The 16,995-nt window shown below is 63.8% G+C and carries 15 protein-coding genes; 6 read left to right on the top strand and 9 right to left on the bottom strand.

Annotation, left to right across the window (positions count from 1 at the left end; translation table 11 throughout):
- Positions 1–10 precede the first annotated feature (10 nt).
- Together AC5WEY_RS06435 and AC5WEY_RS06430 are read right to left on the bottom strand one after the other, a co-directional pair.
- Positions 11–1,378 (bottom strand): lipase family protein, encoded by a 1,368-nt coding sequence (locus AC5WEY_RS06435; protein ID WP_495645540.1) that lies wholly within the window; start codon positions 1,376–1,378, stop codon positions 11–13.
- 247 nt (positions 1,379–1,625) lie between these two features.
- Positions 1,626–2,507 (bottom strand): dioxygenase family protein, encoded by an 882-nt coding sequence (locus AC5WEY_RS06430; protein ID WP_495645154.1) that lies wholly within the window; start codon positions 2,505–2,507, stop codon positions 1,626–1,628.
- Positions 2,508–2,589: 82 nt separating this feature from the next.
- Between AC5WEY_RS06430 and AC5WEY_RS06425 the strand changes: the two genes are divergently transcribed.
- Positions 2,590–2,991, top strand: coding sequence for a GAF domain-containing protein (locus AC5WEY_RS06425; RefSeq protein WP_495645153.1), 402 nt, complete (start codon positions 2,590–2,592; stop codon positions 2,989–2,991).
- On the opposite strand, the gene AC5WEY_RS06420 is transcribed toward AC5WEY_RS06425, so the two are convergent.
- Positions 2,963–3,172: a hypothetical protein gene (locus AC5WEY_RS06420; RefSeq protein ID WP_495645152.1), complete on the bottom strand. Its 210-nt coding sequence runs from the start codon at positions 3,170–3,172 to the stop codon at positions 2,963–2,965. The two genes, AC5WEY_RS06425 and AC5WEY_RS06420, sit on opposite strands and share 29 nt — an antisense overlap.
- A 150-nt stretch (positions 3,173–3,322) precedes the next feature.
- Here AC5WEY_RS06420 and AC5WEY_RS06415 point away from each other — a divergent pair, with 150 nt between their 5' ends.
- Positions 3,323–4,111 carry a hypothetical protein gene (locus AC5WEY_RS06415; protein ID WP_495645151.1) on the top strand — a complete coding sequence of 263 codons (789 nt, stop codon included), beginning with the start codon at positions 3,323–3,325 and terminating at the stop codon, positions 4,109–4,111.
- Positions 4,112–4,151: 40 nt separating this feature from the next.
- Here the strand turns inward: AC5WEY_RS06415 and AC5WEY_RS06410 are convergent, their stop codons facing one another.
- Positions 4,152–5,129, bottom strand: a complete 978-nt coding sequence (locus AC5WEY_RS06410; protein WP_495645150.1) for an alpha/beta hydrolase — start codon at positions 5,127–5,129, stop codon at positions 4,152–4,154.
- A 244-nt stretch (positions 5,130–5,373) separates the two neighbouring features.
- Here AC5WEY_RS06410 and AC5WEY_RS06405 point away from each other — a divergent pair, with 244 nt between their 5' ends.
- Both AC5WEY_RS06405 and AC5WEY_RS06400 read left to right on the top strand, forming a co-directional pair.
- Positions 5,374–5,826: a MarR family winged helix-turn-helix transcriptional regulator gene (locus AC5WEY_RS06405; protein ID WP_121871925.1), complete on the top strand. Its 453-nt coding sequence runs from the start codon at positions 5,374–5,376 to the stop codon at positions 5,824–5,826.
- Positions 5,823–6,203 (top strand): DUF5313 family protein, encoded by a 381-nt coding sequence (locus tag AC5WEY_RS06400; protein ID WP_495645149.1) that lies wholly within the window; start codon positions 5,823–5,825, stop codon positions 6,201–6,203. Before AC5WEY_RS06405 ends, AC5WEY_RS06400 begins: the two co-directional genes overlap by 4 nt.
- Here the strand turns inward: AC5WEY_RS06400 and AC5WEY_RS06395 are convergent.
- Positions 6,197–8,578: an ATP-binding protein gene (locus AC5WEY_RS06395; protein WP_495645148.1), complete on the bottom strand. Its 2,382-nt coding sequence runs from the start codon at positions 8,576–8,578 to the stop codon at positions 6,197–6,199. The genes AC5WEY_RS06400 and AC5WEY_RS06395 overlap by 7 nt on opposite strands.
- 123 nt (positions 8,579–8,701) lie before the next feature.
- Between AC5WEY_RS06395 and glgX the strand changes: the two genes are divergently transcribed.
- Positions 8,702–10,744 carry a glycogen debranching protein GlgX gene (gene glgX, locus AC5WEY_RS06390; protein ID WP_057477011.1) on the top strand — a complete coding sequence of 681 codons (2,043 nt, stop codon included), beginning with the start codon at positions 8,702–8,704 and terminating at the stop codon, positions 10,742–10,744.
- Here the strand turns inward: glgX and AC5WEY_RS06385 are convergent.
- Positions 10,681–12,141 carry an FAD-dependent oxidoreductase gene (locus AC5WEY_RS06385; RefSeq protein WP_495645147.1) on the bottom strand — a complete coding sequence of 487 codons (1,461 nt, stop codon included), beginning with the start codon at positions 12,139–12,141 and terminating at the stop codon, positions 10,681–10,683. The genes glgX and AC5WEY_RS06385 overlap by 64 nt on opposite strands.
- A gap of 122 nt (positions 12,142–12,263) precedes the next feature.
- On the opposite strand from AC5WEY_RS06385, the gene AC5WEY_RS06380 reads away from it, so the two are divergent.
- The gene (locus tag AC5WEY_RS06380; RefSeq protein WP_495645146.1) at positions 12,264–12,824 is read left to right on the top strand and encodes a TetR/AcrR family transcriptional regulator; all 561 of its coding nucleotides are present in this window, start codon (positions 12,264–12,266) and stop codon (positions 12,822–12,824) included.
- Between the two features lie 5 nt (positions 12,825–12,829).
- Here AC5WEY_RS06380 and AC5WEY_RS06375 read toward each other — a convergent pair whose 3' ends face one another.
- From AC5WEY_RS06375 to AC5WEY_RS06365, 3 genes are read right to left on the bottom strand one after another with little or no spacing between them, the layout of a single operon-like run.
- Complete coding sequence (locus AC5WEY_RS06375) at positions 12,830–14,536, bottom strand: glycerol-3-phosphate dehydrogenase/oxidase (protein WP_495645145.1); 1,707 nt, start codon at positions 14,534–14,536, stop codon at positions 12,830–12,832.
- Positions 14,533–16,050: a glycerol kinase GlpK gene (gene glpK, locus AC5WEY_RS06370; protein WP_495645144.1), complete on the bottom strand. Its 1,518-nt coding sequence runs from the start codon at positions 16,048–16,050 to the stop codon at positions 14,533–14,535. Before glpK ends, AC5WEY_RS06375 begins: the two co-directional genes overlap by 4 nt.
- Positions 16,047–16,901, bottom strand: coding sequence for an MIP/aquaporin family protein (locus tag AC5WEY_RS06365; protein ID WP_057477005.1), 855 nt, complete (start codon positions 16,899–16,901; stop codon positions 16,047–16,049). Before AC5WEY_RS06365 ends, glpK begins: the two co-directional genes overlap by 4 nt.
- Between the last annotated feature and the right edge of the window lie 94 nt (positions 16,902–16,995).

The raw sequence follows: 16,995 nt of genomic DNA, 5'->3' as shown, positions 1-16,995 counted from the left end.
ATCGGTTCCCTCACGACCCGATCGGCTTACCGAACAGTCCGGCGATTATCTCGCCTACTGCATCGACGAAGAGCGGGTGTGCACTCGTGTCGAGCGCCATCGAGCCGACATCGTTCGTTCGGCAACCCGGCTCCACGGGAACGCCGGCAAATCGATCGCGCATCCACAACACTGCACTCGGAAAGGCGATCAGCTCCAGGGTGATGTGCTCACTGAAATGGTCGCGGGTGTACGTGACATCGGCACCAGGACGGCTGCAATACGAATCGACCATCGCATTGACCGGCCCGATCGGCACCAACCAATCCGGGTTGGAATGGTAGACGTAGAGCGGCATGTCCGGTGTGGTGCCGCCGAGCTGCATCGCGGACAGCGCCTTCTTCACCACTGGTTGTTGAATCGGGTCGCCCTCGGTGTGGAGGAAGCCCTTCAGATTGACGAACGGCAGCAGCGCCGAGCTGTAGCCGACACAGAGATTGTCCTTCGCCGCGAACAATGCCCGGCCGAGTGGATCGATGTGTTCGTCGATGAAGTCGGCCAACTCGGGATCTTCTCGACTGGCACCGATGACCCCGGCAGCGACGATGCCCGCGCCGAGTGTGTTGTTCGCGTTGTCCACCAGCGCCCCGAGCTCCGCGGGGGTTCCGCCCTCGGTGACTCCGACGATGTCGAGTTCAGGAGCGTAACTTCCGGCCAGTTCGGCTGCATGTCCGGTCGCTATCGCGCCTCCCGAGTAGCCGCTCATTCCCACCTTCGTGGCCTCACCGGCCAACTGCATCGGCGCGAAGTTCTCGGCCGCTCTGATGCCGTCGAGTGTGATCCGACCGGCGACCGGCCCTGCGGCGAACGAGTTGTTCGGACCTTGATGATCAGGTACCGATACCGCCCAGCCCTGCGCCAATGCTGCTTGCACCTCGAGGAATTGCGCACCCGACGTCACGGCACCTGTGACCGGCCAGGGAATCGCACCCGCCCGCATCGCATATGACGGCGCGCAGTAGGCGGCGAGAGAATCCTCGGCCAACTGAATGGATATCAAGGGCCGCGATGCCGCGGCGACGCCACGTGGCTTGATGACCGTGGTCACCGCAGCGATCGGCTCGTCGCGACCATTGTTGGACCGGAACGACAACTGCCACGCGTCGACCTGCGTGGGAATGACGTTGAGAGTGGCCAGTTCGACCGGCCGGGCAGCGATGATCTGGCCCGGCGCGGCTGCGGCCACAACGTCGGCGGGCGGAACGTAGAAGTCGGTGTCGAACTCCGGAATCTTCGGCCACGTGAACGGCGCCAGAGGCGGCTGAATGTCCACCTCGCTCGCATCGGGTGCAGCAGCAGCGGGCGTCGTCATGGCAGCAAAAGCCGCAGCGGCGGTCATCACGCTGATCGCTGTACGCAGCGTCCAAGAGCGGGCAGAAGACACGGGTGTACTCCTTCGCGCCGGAGGACGGGATCCACAGGACGCGCGCCCGGCGACGGTTCGTACAGCGCATCCGTCCATCTTGGACACCGATGTCCGAGATGGTGCTCAGAACTGTAGAGCGAAGTGGCGTGGATAACAATCCCCGAATCGAAAAAGAATCAGAAGTGAGCCGATTCCAACTACAACCAGCAGCGCCTGCCGGTTACACCACTGAGAAAGACCGCTTCGCCAAGCCGAATTGGAAGCCGGTGATGGCCGTGGTCACCGAGGCTTCCGGGTTCTCGGCGGCACCGAGCGTGACGAACAGTGGCGTGAAGTGTTCGACGGTCGGGTGGGCATAGGGCATTCCCGGTGCCGCGCTGCGGAAGTCCGCCAGCGTTCCGACGTCACCGCGCGCCAACGCGTCGGCCGCCCAGAGGTCGAAATCCTCGGACCACGTCGGGACCGTGTTGGTGGTGAAGTTCTCGCGGGACAGGAACGGCAACCCGTGCGTCATGAATCCCGATCCGATGACCAAGACCCCCTCGGCGCGAAGCTCTTTCAGCGCAGCACCTATCGCCATCAGCCGGTCGGGAGCATGCGTCGGCAGGCTCAATTGCAGAACGGGAACATCCGCGTACGGGTACATCACCTTCAGCGGAACCCAGGCACCGTGATCGAGTCCGCGAGAGGTGTGGCGGTGCAAATTTTCCGACGCCGGGATGGCCGCGGCAATCCGAGCGGCCAAGGCCTCGGCGTGGGGCGTCCGGTATTCCATCGAGAAGTACCGCTGGGCGAAGCCGCCGAAGTCGTAGACAAGCGGGGTCCCGGCCGCCGAAGCGGACAGACTCAGTGGAGCCTCCTCCCAATGCGCGCTGACGATCAGGATTGCCTTCGGCTTGGGCATCGACTGCGACCACGTGAACAACTGGTCCATCCAGAGTGCGTCGTCGAAGACCGGGGGCGCGCCATGACTGATGTACAGAGCGGGCATCGGCCCGTCGTTCGGGGTCCACATCTGCTGTGACCGGCTCGCTGGTGCGGTATCGGCGAGAAACGCGTCGAACGCTGCTCCCGCGATCGGCGGGTTGACGACAGATGTCATGAGGGGTCCTTCGAAGGCTTAGGTTGAATCTTCAACTTAGCACTCATGAGTCGATCCGGCCAGCATCGTTAAGCTCCTCGCTATGCCCGATGCTGTCTATCGCGCACCGATGCCGGACGGCGTCGAGCGCGCCCTCACTTTCGGACTCTGCGGCATGGCGGCCGACGACGAACGATCGATACGACGGGTCGAGCGCTTCGAGCAGGTCCCGGACGGGTCATTCGTGTGGACGCGAACCGCACGTGGCGAGTACTTTCTCGGCCGAGTCACCGGCCCTCTGCGTGAAGATCGCAGCGCCGACGCGGTGGCGTCGAACATGATCTTCGTACGTGACTGCGAGTGGACCGGCGAACCCGTTCCCGACCACGAGGTACCCGCCGCCACACTGCAGACGTTCGCCCGCGGCGGGCGAAACTTTCAGCAGACACACGACCCGCGAGTCGCCGCAGAGTCGGCTAGCGTGTGGCGAGCGCGAGGTCGGTGACCTGGGGATCGACCTGCACAACCGAGTAGCCCTTGATCTCGAAGTTGTTCTCACCCTCGGGCGGCCCGAGCACGGCGCGGACGATCAACGTCGCGGCGGCAGCGATGAGTGCGATCGCGACGACCACTGCTGCCACGATCAGCAGGGTGCGCGGGCCACCGAACAGGTTCTTCGAGCTCATGGGTCCATCATGGCCCACACCGAAATTGATCGAGCCGCGTGGTGGACTTCGACGCAGGTATTCGACCACCAGGTTCTTGACTAGAGTTGATCCCGATGCTCGCCTGTGTCCGACGAGTCGACCAGCAGCCAACGGGAGAACGCCGAACCGATGATCCCTCCTCTGTTCCGTCGCCTCTGCGACGACGCCGCAGTCTTCCCACCTGGTAACGCGCCTCTCGATGTGGCTGTGCAGCAGCATCTCGAATACCGAGCCAGTACGTTTGCAGATCTGGTCGGACCGCTGGTCGTTCCCATGAATCGCGTGACAGAACTCGACCTGGGTGCACGGATGGAGGTGATGCTGACCGCACCCGCCGGCCCCGCCAGTGTGGAGGCAGGTCTGCGTGCGGCCGACCGCACGGCAGGGGTCACCGTGGTGGCAATCGAAGTCGCAGTACCGGACGGCACGAACATCGATGCACTACGCAGCATCACCCAAGACATCGAGATCTACGTCGAATTACCCCGAGACTCCCGGCGGGACGCCATCTTCGACGCCGTCGACGAATTCGGGTATCGCACTACATTCAGGACCGGCGGCGTCACCGCGGACTCGTATCCAGACGAGCGGGAACTCGCCGCGTCCATCTATGAGGCAGCGCAGCGTGAGGTTCACTTCAAAACCACTGCCGGCGTCCACCGCGCAGCTCGTAGCACCAACCTGGACAACGGGTTAGAGCAGCACGGCTTCCTCAACGTCCTACTCGCGGCGCAGGCCGCGCACAGTGGCGCACGCGTCGGCGAGCTCGAGAAGATCCTGGCAATCCGCGACGCGGACGTCCTCGCCGGGCTTGTGGCCGGGATCGAGGGGCAGCGTGCGTTCGCATCGTTCGGCACCTGCTCCATCCGCGAACCCCTGGACGAACTCGTACGTCTCGGACTCGCACCTTCTCAGTGAAATTCAGCGCCGAATGGAACTCGGACCGAAACCGAGAACGTCAGATCCCCAGCGACCCCGCCAACGTCGGCCAACTCTTGGGCAGCTGCTCCACCCAGTAGGGCCATGAATGGGTTCCGGTCTCGGTGAAGTCGAAGGTCGCCGGGATGTTCAATTGACCCAGTCGGTCGGCGAGCCGGTGGGTGCAGTAGTTCGCGCCCACCTCGATGAGTCCGCCGACCACTACAACATCCAATGCCGACGCGCTGTCGAAACTTTCGTGCGGTCCGGGAGCGCCGGTTCCCACCGACACATACACGTCGGTGCCACGCAGACTCTCGGCGTTGACGACCGAGTCATGTTCCGCCCAAGCGGGATCGAGAGGCCCACCCCACATGTTGTCGGCATTCCCACCGAAGGCTCCGACGATCGCTCGAATACTGGCCTGGCCCAACGGTTCCGAGGATGCGAAGCACCCACTGTACGACGCCACCCCGGAGTAGACATCGGGGTTGCGTGCGGCCAGCATCATGGCCGACTGAGCACCCATCGACAGGCCCGCGATCGCGTTGCGTCCGTTGCCGTCCACTGCCGCGTCGATCAGCGGTGGCAGTTCCTCGGTCAAGAACGTTTCCCACTGATACCGACCCAGCTTCGGATCGTCGCGTTGCCAGTCGGTGTAGAAGCTGCCGGGACCAGCCAACGGCAGCACCACGTTGACGTTCTTGTCGGCGAAGAACTCAGCCGCTCCACCTTTGCGTAGCCACATGCTGTTGTGCGGATCCTCTTCACCGATGCCGCTGAGCATGTACAGCGTCGGACGAGATCCCGCCTTCACGACCGGAGTCAACACCTGCACCTCGACGACGCCGCCCATGGCAGGCGAATCCACACTGAGCGTGCGCAGGGTGTCGGATGCCACCGCGGTGTCGACGATGCGAGCCGCAGACTCGGCTGGATCGGCGGCAGCCACACCGACGGAAGACAACGACAATGTCGCGGCGACGACGAACGGGGTGAAGATGCGTCGACGACGCATGGCAATCCTCTCGGGATGTGTCCGTGGGAAACAGCGAATCGACACGGAGCATCGCACACGTTCGGACGGGATGAAACGTCGAACGCGATGTTCACCGAATCGGACCGACCGGAACTCTGCCGTCACGTTCAAAGCAAGCTATGTCCCTGTTTTACAACACCTTTCGGATCCAAAATTCGGATTCTCGAATATAGTTCGTGCCCTAATCAATCGTGCACTAACCAAATCTGCTAGCCTGGCTCTCGTGACTACCACCGAGGACCCGCTCGCACTCGATCGGCAGGTCTGCTTCGCGCTCGCCGTCGCCAACCGTGCTGTGCTGTCGGTGTATCGGCCGCTGCTCGAGCCGATGGGGCTGACGCATCCGCAGTATCTGGTGATGCTGGCACTGTGGGGCGAGTCGCCGATGTCGGTCAAAGCCATCGGATCGACGTTGCAACTCGACTCCCCTACGCTCTCACCGCTGCTCAAGCGTCTGGAATCGATGGGATTGCTCACTCGCACTCGCAGCGCCGAGGACGAACGCGTCTTACTCGTCGCGCTCACCCCGGCCGGGGCGGCACTGAGAAGCAAGGCCGAAAAAATCCCGCCCGCCGTCGTGGACAAGCTCGGCGCGTCTCTGTCCGAGCTGGACGAGCTGCGCCGCGTCCTCACCCGTGTCAACGACGCAGCCATCGCAGCAGGAGCACTGTCATGAAAAAGGACCGCAACCGTCCGTCCTTCGGCCAATGGCTGGCCTACGCCGTCCTCGGCCGCAAACTGCCGGATTCACAACAGGACTGGGTTCGACGCGATCTCGTCGGGCCGGGAGCGACGCCGCGTCACATCCTGCGGTCGATGATTCCCTTCCTGCCGATCTTCATCGGTTTCTTCGTCCTGTTTCCCGGGGCGATCTGGCTACGCGCCTCGATGGTGCTGCTGAGTCTGCTGCTTGCGCTGTTCTACACCGCCGCCTACATGGACCAGAATCGCGCTCGTCGCCTCGAGATCCACGGATTACCGGCCGATCTGAAGAGCGCCAAGAAGGCGGCCGAGATGGAACGCGAGCGCGAGAACTACCGTCGCAATCACTGACCGTCGCTGCTGAGTCCGGCGGTGAAGTCGTCGGCGATCATCACCGCCAGGTCTCGAGCTTTGCGGTTGGTGTTCTGCGACAGCTCGGTCAGCTGCGCGAAGGCCGCGTCGGCGTCGATGCGATAGACCGACATCAGGATTCCGACGGCTCGGCCGATGGCGGCGCGGGTATCGAGAGCGTTGCGCAGCGTCGCCGTTTGGTTGTCGCTTTCCTCGATCAGTTGTTCGCGCATGCGGGAGAGCTCGAGGTGTACTCGAACGCGGGCCACCAACTCACGATCGTGGAACGGTTTGACGATGTAGTCGTCGGCACCGCGGCTCAAGCCGTCGAGCACGAAGTCGGTACCCGCTCGCGCGGTCAGCAGGATCACCGGAACTCGCTGCAGTGCGGCGTCGCGTCGAATGTCGTCCACCAGTTCCAGGCCGCTGCGGCCGGGAAGCAAGACGTCGGTCAGCACCAGCCCCGGTGCCGTCGAGCGCGCGTGCTCGAGTGCAGACTCCACGTCACCCGCCGTCGTGATGGTCCAGCCCTCGTCAGTCATGAGCCGGACGAGGTAGTTGCGCATGTCGATGTTGTCTTCGACGAGCAGGATGTCCGCGCGATCGACGGTGACCGGTGCCGTGTCGTGCGGGGCGAAGATCGCCGACACCGAGTCGGCAGCGGCGACCGGTAGGTCCACGGCCGCGGCCGACTCGACGGGCTGTCGGGGCACGACCACGGTGAAGGTACTGCCGACACCGACCTCACTCTCGACGTCGATCCGTCCGCCCAGTGCCGTGATCAGATCGGATACGAGCGCAAGGCCGATTCCGGACCCCTCGATGCTGTGCGCACCGGACCGCTCGACTCGGTGGAACCGATCGAATATCCGAGCCAGATCGTCTTCGGGGATGCCCAGACCGGTGTCCGCGACGACCAACCGAATCGCGTCCGCGTCTGTGACGAGCCGCACGGAGACGCGACCTGCCGGGGTGTACTTGACGGCGTTCGCGACCAGATTGAAGACGACCTTCGCCCACATCTCGCCGTCGGTGAGAACCACGCCGTTCTCGGCCGCGTCGATGACGAGCTCCAACCCCTGATCCGACGCGACGGCCGCGAACATCGACGCGCAGTCCCGTGTCACCGCGGCCAGGTCGGTGGGCTCGAGCCGAGCCCGCAGCTGACCGGCATCGGCACTGACGACGTCGAGCAGATCGTCCACGAGACGCCGAAGCCGAGCCGACGCGCGATGCACGACGTCGAGGGAGTCCCTGTCCGAGTCGGTCAGGTTCGACGTGGTGCTCTCGCGCACGGACTCCAACGGGCCGGCCAGCAGGGTGAGGGGAGTTCGAAACTCGTGCCCTACGTTCTCCAGCAGTCGAGTCTTGGCCTCGTCTGCCTCGGCCAGCGCCGCGACCCGACGTCGTTCCATCTCGAAAGCGTGCGAGGCAGTCAGCGCCGTGGACATTCGCTCGGCCACGGCAATGAAGAACGAGATGGCAGAGTCGTCGCCGGCCCGAAGTGCGTCGACTCCGACCAACAAGGCTCCGATGGGTCGAACGCGTCCGGCCAGCGTCAGTGGAACGATCACCGCATTCGCGACAATTCCGTCCACCTCGACGCAGGCGCGGGGCACGCGTCCGTCCGAGACCTCGACGACGGCCGCAGAATCCCAGGTAGCTTCCTCGAAGCCGACTGCACCGGCTGTCGCGATGTGGTCGATTTCTCCGTCGTCGGCGAGATCGCGTCGCAGGTACGCCGCCACCAGCGGGAACTCGCTCGGCTCCAAGCCGAGCGCCTCGACCGCCGCGCGGCAGATACCGACCGGACCACCGGTGTCCTCGCCGGTCAGCGAGCCCAGAGCGAGCAGCGCATGCATGCGGCGCTCCCCGAGGACCTGCATCGTCACCTCGGTCGTGGCCACGAATACACCCAGCACCGTGCGGCCAGGCCCGAAGATCGGGCTGTACGAGAAGGTCCAGTACGTCTCCTCCGGGTATCCGTAGCGCTCCATGACGAACAGCTGCCGAACACCGTGCACTGCCTCGCGGCCGTCCATCACCTGGGCGCACAGGCCGCCGACGTAGTCCCACATTTCGGACCAACATTCGCGTGCCGGCTGACCTGCGGCATCCGGAAACTTGTCGCCGAGAAAATCGGTGTAGGTGTGGTTGAAGATCTGCACCAGGTCGGGTCCCCACCAGATCAACATCGGGATCGTCGACGGCATGACCGTGCGAATGGCCGTCACCAACTCCTGTGGCCACTGCTCCACCGGGCCGAGTGGGGTCGCGGTCCACTCGATCTCGCGAAACCGAGCGTCGGTGGGGTTGTCACCCGGGAACAGCTCGTCCAGCCGGGCCGAACTGCCGTCGAGTTGTGGGGAATCCATCGCCTCGTCCTTCGATACCAGCGTTCCGCTGGAACTCGGCGGGCGCAATCTCGGCGTCGATTGTAGCCGAGCGCCCGGTATGCAGGCGTTTCGCTCATCCTCCGTGGGGGTACTGGGCCGAGCATGCCCTCCTCATCAAGTCTCCCGTACCCCCTGGGCGTCTCACGTCTGTCCGACGACGGTGCCAACCTTGCCGTCTACTCCGAAACGGCGGACTCGGTGTCCGTGGTCGTACTGAACGACGATGGAACAGAGCGCAGTACAACTCCGTTGACGCTACGCACCGGCCACGTGTTCCACGACCTGGTTCCCGATGTCACGCCAGGTGCCCGCTACGGACTCCGGGTCGACGGCCCATGGGATCCCGCCTCGGGCCTGCGGCACAATTCTGCCAAGCTGCTCCTCGACCCTTACGCCACCGCCATCACCGGGCAGGTCGACTGGAACGAATCGGTGTTCAGCCACCTCCACGCCGAGCCCGAGACCCGCAACGACGAGGACTCGGCTCCATACATGCCGTATTCCGTTGCAGTGCAGTCGAATTTCGATTGGTCCGGGGACGAGTCGCCGCGCACACCGTTGGATCGCACGGTGGTCTACGAGGTACACGTCAAGGGTTTCACTGCAACCAATCCTGATGTGCCCGAGGACATTCGAGGAACTTATGCAGGTCTGGCCCACCCGGCCGCAATTGCGCATCTGAAGCGAATCGGAGTCACGGCAGTCGAGCTACTGCCGATCCACCAATTCGTCCAGGATTCACACCTGCTGGAAGAAGGTCGACGTAATTACTGGGGATACAACTCCATCGGCTTCTTCGCCCCGCACAACGAGTACAGCAGCACTGGCGACACCGGCGGCCAGGTGGACGAGTTCAAGGCTCTGGTCAAGGCCATGCACGAGAACGGTATCGAGGTCATTCTCGACGTCGTCTACAACCACACCGCCGAGGGCAACCATCTCGGACCGACCCTCTCGCTCAAGGGAATCGACAACGGCTCGCACTACCGGCTGGTCGACGACGACCGAAGTGCGTACTACGACACCACCGGCACCGGCAACAGCCTCAACGTCGGTCACCCCGCCGCACTGGCGCTGATTCTGGACTCCCTGCGGTACTGGGTGACGGAAATGCACGTCGACGGCTTCCGGTTCGATCTGGCGAGTACCTTGACGCGCCAGGATTCCGGCTTGGACAAGCACAGTGCGTTCTTGGATCTGGTGCACCAGGATCCGACTCTTGCCCCGGTCAAACTCATCGCCGAGCCCTGGGACACCCAGGGTTACCAGGTGGGCGGCTTCCCGGCTCGCTGGTCGGAGTGGAACGGCAAGTTCCGCGACGACGTTCGTGACTTCTGGCGCGGCGAGAGCGGCGCGCTGCCGGCCCTGGCGCAGCGCGTCACCGGTAGCCCCGACGTCTACGAGAGCACCCGTCGACCCACGTTGGCGAGCGTCAACTTCATCACCGCACACGACGGATTCACGTTGGCGGACTTGAACTCCTACGACGAGAAGCACAACGAGGAGAACGGCGAGGACAGTCAGGACGGCGAGTCCGACAATCGCTCGTGGGGTTGCGGTGCCGAGGGCCCGACCGACGACGAGGGCGTCAATGCACTGCGCGCCCGACAGCAACGTAATCACCTTGCGACGCTTCTGCTTTCGGCCGGCGTGCCGATGATTCTCGGCGGCGATGAACTGGGCCGCACGCAGGGCGGCAACAACAACGCGTACTGCCAGGACAACGAGGTTTCCTGGTTCGACTGGAGCACAGCCGACCAGGATCTCATCGACTTCACCACGCACCTGATTGCGCTGCGCACCGAGCACCCGGCCCTACGTCCCACGTGGTTCCGCCACGACAGCGATTCCGCGGAAGAGGGCGTCGGACCCGATACCGTCGATTTCTACCGAGCCGACGGCGAGAAGTTGTCCGACGAGGACTGGTCCGACGGCAACGCACACAGCATCCTGGTCCTCATGCGCGCAGGCGAGGGAGATGCGTCGTTCGCCTGGATGGTCAATGCCTCGCCCGGAACCGTCGAGTTCACTCTGCCGGAGGGGCATTGGACTCAGTCCACCTCGAGTGATCCGGATCAGGCCTACGAAGCGGGCGGGCCGTCGATTCTGATCCGCGAGCATTCGTTCACGTTGCTGCAGGGCTGACCGGTCCATCGCTGGAAAACCTCTTGCCACTCCGCTGATTCGGAGCGTCCGGCCCACGCGATATAGCCGTCGGGCCGGACGAGAACGGCGGGGCCGTCATCGCTGCGTTGAGCGATACCCGCCCTTCTGCAGCCCTTTTCACCGATCAGAAGAAAGTCTTGCGCACGAAGCCGGTCGGTGACCGTGCCCTGGTTCAGCGGGATCCTTACAGCTCGGGTCCCCACCAGGGCATGGTCACCTCGGGTGCGCGCGTATGAAATCCCCACGCCCGAGAACATGCCCGCGATCTTGCCGACTGCACGTCGCCTACGAAGCACCCGTGCGGACACGATGTTGCGTAGCTTCTGCGCTAACACAGAGCGCAGCAACAACATGCGGATCGTCGCGCCGCTGCTGCGCAGCACCAGCTTTCCCACGGGATGGCGCTCGTCGTGATAGGTGTCGAGGATCTTCCGGTCGGCACCACCGAGGACGGCCGCCAGCTTCCAACCGAGGTTCATCGCGTCCTGGATTCCGGTGTTCATGCCCTGTCCCCCGGCAGGCGAATGTACATGCGCAGCATCGCCGGCCAGAAACACCCGACCCACTCGGTAGTGTCGGACTTGCCTCTCATCGCAGGAGAAGCGCGTACTCCATCGCACGTCGGTCCAGCCGTAGTCGGTTCCGATCGCGCGGCAAACCACGTCGCGAAGCTGCGCCGCGTCGACCGATGCAGCTGCATCTGCCGTGTCGGACCGGTCCCAGGCAATCACTCGAAACCAGCCGTCGCCGAAGGGAGCGACGAACGCAAAACAGTCCTTGCCCGCGCCGATGTTGATCAGACCGTTCGGCGGATCGGTCAACCGGACATCCGCGAGCATGATCGACCGCAGCAATTCCTTGCCGGGAAAGTCGAGGCCTATCGACGAACGGACGATGCTGTGCACCCCGTCGGTCCCGGCCGCGTACGACGCCGTCCATTCCTGAGCGCTGCCGTCGGCCGCGCGACCGCGCACGACGACTCCATCTGCGTCCTGCTCGAGACCGGTGACGGTCACCCCGCGCAGAATCCGCGCACCCGATGCCCACGCGTACTCCTGGAGTCGAGAGTCCACGTTGATCTGTGGCGTGACCAGAAGATATGGAAACTTCGACGGTAGTACACCGAGGTCGAGGGACAGACCGTTCCACAGTTTCAATCCCGACGCATGCACACCGGTCTCGACAAGGTCCGCGGCCAGACCACGACTGTCGAGAATCTCGAGTGTGCGGGCATGTACTCCGAAAGCGCGCGACAGCGGTGACGGTGCATCGTGTTTTTCGAGCACCGTCACCGAGCGGCCGGCACGGGCGAGTTCCCCCGCCAGCATGCAGCCCGCCGGGCCTGCACCGACGACGATCACGTCCGAATGGTTCATGACGCACTCCCACTGTGGTCAGCGAATTCCTGGGTCAGCGAATTCTTGGTCAACGCTTGTTGACTTCCGACGATAGACCCGTCGAGCGCAGTGGTCAACGCTCGTTGACTTAGGCTACGGAGATGACCGAACGACAACCTCGATCCGCGACCGCCACCCGGGCTCGCATTCTCGACGCAGCCCGCGCACAATTCGCGGCCGACGGCTACGACCGCACCACCATGCGGTCCGTCGCCGGCACTGCAGGCGTCGACGCTGCGATGGTCGTCCGGTATTTCGGAACCAAGGAAGCGCTGTTCGCCGAAGCCGCCACCTTCGTGCTCGACATTCCCGATCTGACCGACATCGCACCCGAGAGAATCGCAGAAGTGTTGATGCCCAGGTTCTTTCAGATCTGGGAGGATGACGGCACCTTCCTGGCCTTGATGCGCGCGGCCGCCACCAACGCCGCCGCCGCCACGGCCATGCAACAGGTGTTCGCCACTCAGGTAGCGCCTGCCCTGGCCGCCGTCACGGTCGACCGGCACGCAGAACGCGCTGCGCTCGTTGGAACCCAGGTACTCGGCCTGGTCTTCGCTCGCTACATCCTCCAGGTGTCGCCACTGGCAGGGATGAGCCACGAGCAGTTGGTCCGGTGGGTAGGGCCGACACTGCGGCGCTACCTCACCGAACCACTCGACTGAGACGCTCAGCTCACCCCGGCACGCACATCCGGTGCCCCGAGCCGTGCTGCGTCCGCAGTATCGTCATCGGGCTGCTCCTGCGAATCCCGTTCTGCCAGAACACGAAGCCGATAGTGCTCGATCTCCTCGGCAACGTGCTGCTCGTCCCATGCCAGGATGGGTGCCACCAGCCGGGCCACCTCGTCGGCGGCCGCTTCACCACGATCGGGAACCTCGATGGAGATGCGGGTGCGGCGGGTGAGGATGTCCTCGAGATGCTGCGCGCCTTCATGACTCGCGGCATAGACGACCTCGGCCTTCAGGTACTCCGGTGCGCTTTCGAGAGGCTTACCGAGTTCCGGATCGGCATCGATGAGATCCAACAACTCACCCATCAGAGTGCCGTACCGACCGAGCAGATGCTCGACGCGAGAGACGCGCATACCGGTGCGCTCGGCCGTGAGCGCCCGGGCATTGAACGCGCCGAGGTAGCCGTCGGCACCGACCAGCGGGATGTTCTCGGTGACGCACTTCGGCACCGTGCGCTCGAGTCCGTGTACCGCGGAATCGACTGCATCCTTGGCCATCACACGGTAAGTGGTGTACTTGCCACCCGCGATGACCGTCAATCCGCGGACCGGACTGGACACCGCATGCTCCCGGGAAAGGGTGCTGGTGGAGTCGGATTCGCCGTAGAGCAACGGTCGCAGCCCGGCGTACACGCCGACCACATCGGTCCGATCCAGCGGATCGGCCAGCAGCTTGTTCACATGTCCGAGGATGTAGTCGATGTCGCTCTGGCTTGCCGCCGGGTGAGCCAGATCGAGCTTCCAGTCGGTATCGGTGGTGCCGATGATCCAGTGACTGCCCCACGGGATGACGAACAGCAGACTCTTCTCGGTGCGCGTGATGATGCCGGTGGCACTGTTGATGCGATTGCGCGGCACCACCAGGTGCACCCCCTTGGAGGCGCGGACCTGGAATTGCCCACGGCCACCGACCATCTGCTGCACCTCGTCGGTCCAGACACCGGCAGCATTGATGACCTGCTTGGCCCGGACCTCGAAGGAGCGGCCCGTTTCGAGATCGCTGGCCACGACGCCGACAACCTTGTCGTCCTCCCGAAGGAAGCCGGTGACGCGAGTGCTGTTGGCGCACAATGCCCCGTACGCAGCCGCAGTACGAGCGATCATCATCGTGTGCCGGGCGTCGTCGACCTGGCCCTCGTAGAACTTCACCGCACCACGAATCGCCGACCTCTTACCCGAGGGGAACGACTCGAGCGTCTTCTTCTTGCCGAGGTGCTTGTGGTGACTCGGGACACCGCGTCCGGCACCCATGACGTCGTAGACGCCGATCCCGAGCCCGACGTACGGACGATCGATCACCTTCTCCAGCGGATAGATGAACGGAACCGGACGAGCGAGGTGCGGGCACAGTGTGTTCAGTACCAGCGACCGTTCCTTCAATGCCTCGAACACCAACGCGAAGTTGAACTGTTCGAGATAGCGCAGACCGCCGTGGAAGAGCTTGCTGGAGCGGCTGGACGTGCCGGCCGCGTAGTCCCGCGCTTCGAGCAGGCCTACCTTCAGTCCGCGGGTCACTGCGTCCAACGCCGTTCCCGCGCCGACGACGCCGCCGCCGATCACCAGGATGTCCAGCTCTTCGGCTTCCATTCGTGCGATCGCATCGGCGCGCGCGGTGGGACTCAAAGCCGTTGTGGTGGAACTCATTCTTCATCAACCCAATCGAGAGTACGTGTTACTGCTTTCTTCCAACCGGCGTACAGCTTGGCCCGTTGGTCTTCGTCCATGGACGGGGTCCATGTCTTGTCCTCGGCCCAGTTCTGGCGGATGTCGTCCTCGCTCTCCCAATAGCCTACGGCGAGACCGGCGGCGTATGCCGCTCCGAGAGCAGTGGTTTCGGCCACGACGGGACGCACCACGTCGACGTTGAGGATGTCGGACTGGAACTGCATCAGCAGTTCGTTCACGACCATTCCGCCGTCGACCTTGAGTACCTCGAGATCGACACCGGAGTCCGCATTCATGGCCTCGATCACTTCACGCGTCTGGTATGCGGTGGCTTCGAGCACGGCACGGGCCAGATGACCCTTGTTGACGAACCGCGTCAATCCCACGATGGCACCGCGGGCATCCGCGCGCCAGTGCGGGGCGAAGAGTCCGGAGAATGCGGGGACGAAGTACGCACCGCCGTTGTCGTCCACCGAGCGTGCGTCGGTTTCGATGTCCGCGGCGGAGGAGATCATGCCGAGGTTGTCGCGGAGCCACTGCACGAGCGAGCCTGTCACGGCGATGGAGCCTTCGAGCGCATAGATCGTCGGCTGGTCGCCGATCTTGTAGCAGACCGTGGTGAGCAATCCGTTCTTGCTCATGACCTTTTCGGTGCCGGTGTTCAGCAGCACGAAATTGCCTGTGCCGTAAGTATTCTTGGCTTCACCGGGGGACAGGCAGGCCTGGCCGAAGGTGGCCGCCTGCTGATCGCCGAGGATGCCGGAGATCGGCACTCCGCGGAACGGTCCACGCTCGCGGCCGGTGCCGTACACCTCGGAGCTGGATCGAATCTCGGGCAGCATCGACATCGGAATGTCCATGTCGGCGCAGATACCCTCGTCCCACTGCAGGGAGTCGAGGTCCATCAGCAGGGTGCGTGAGGCGTTGGTCGGATCGGTGTAGTGCAACCCGCCGTCGGTTCCGCCGGTCATGTTCCACAACACCCAGGTGTCCATGTTGCCGAAACACAGTTCTCCCGCTTCGGCTTTCGCGCGTGCCCCGTCGACGTTGTCGAGGATCCACTTGATCTTCGGGCCGGAGAAGTAGGTGGCCAGGGGCAGACCGGTCTTGGCGGTGTACTTGTTGGCGTCGCCGCCGCCCAGCGCGGTGGCGATGCGATCGGTGCGGGTGTCCTGCCAGACGATGGCGTTGTAGATCGGCTTGCCCGTCTCGCGCTCCCACACGAGCGCCGTCTCACGCTGATTGGTGATACCGACGGCGGCGATGTCCTCGCGCGTCAGGTCCGCTGCGGCCATGGCACCGGCCGCGACGGCGCGAACGTTGTCCCAGATCTCCGACGCGTCGTGCTCGACCCAGCCGGCCTGAGGAAATATCTGCTTGTGTTCCTTCTGATCGACGGCGACGACGGTGCCCGCGTGGTCGAAGATCATGCACCGTGACGACGTGGTTCCCTGATCGATCGCGGCGACGTACTTTCCTTCGAACTCGCTCATGACTTTTCTCCTGTGGTCTGGGTGTCGGCTGGGAGTCGTGACGGCGGTTCGGGTGCCGAACCTTCTTGCTTGCGTAGGTTCTTTCCGATCAGCAGGTCGTACAGGAACACTCCAATCGGTCCGCCTACGAGAGGTCCGACGATCGGGACCCAGAAGTACAGGCCGCCGTATTGATCACGCCATGCTCCACCGTATCCGGTGATGTACGACGCCAGGCGAGGTCCGAAATCTCGGGCCGGATTGATCGCGTATCCGGCGTTGGTGGCCCATGCGAAGCCGATGGCGACGACGATGAGGCCGACGATCAGCGGAGCCATGTTGGCCATCGGTGCGGTCCCGAGAGAATCGGTGACGGCCACAATGAGGAACAGCAGGATCGCGGTACCGATGATCTGGTCGATCAATGCCGAGGACACGCTGACCGGCAGGGTTCCGTTACCGGGAAGCGTCGAGAAGATCCCCTGGGTGAGAGTGGTGTGCCCCGGGTCGACTGCGTTGAGCATGTCGTTGTAGTTCCAGCGCACCAGCAGTGCGGCCACGAAGGCACCTGCGGTCTGCGCGAGAATGTACGGCGCAACCATCTTCCAGCTGAATCCACGGAAGAGTGCGAACGTGATCGTGACCGCGGGGTTGAGGTGCGCGCCGGTGATGCGGCCGGCAACGTAGATACCGAACATCACACCCAGGCCCCATGCCCAGGCAATCGAGTCGTGGTCACCGAGACTTCCCGATTCACCCCCCGAGACGACCTGCGCGACGACGCCGACGCCGAACAGAATGAGAATCATGGTTCCGGCGAACTCGGCAGCCATATGCGCCGGCAGTCCCCATTCCGGTTCCTTACGAGCCATTGTGTAGCCTCCGCAAAGTTGGTGATGCACGCCACATTGCGTGCTGTTTGCCACGGTAGACGTCCTGCACTGCGTTGCACAGCTGGTGCACATA

The sequence above is a fragment of the Rhodococcoides sp. S146-33 genome (genome assembly GCF_059489205.1).
This window is presented reverse-complemented; position numbering and strand designations above follow the sequence as displayed.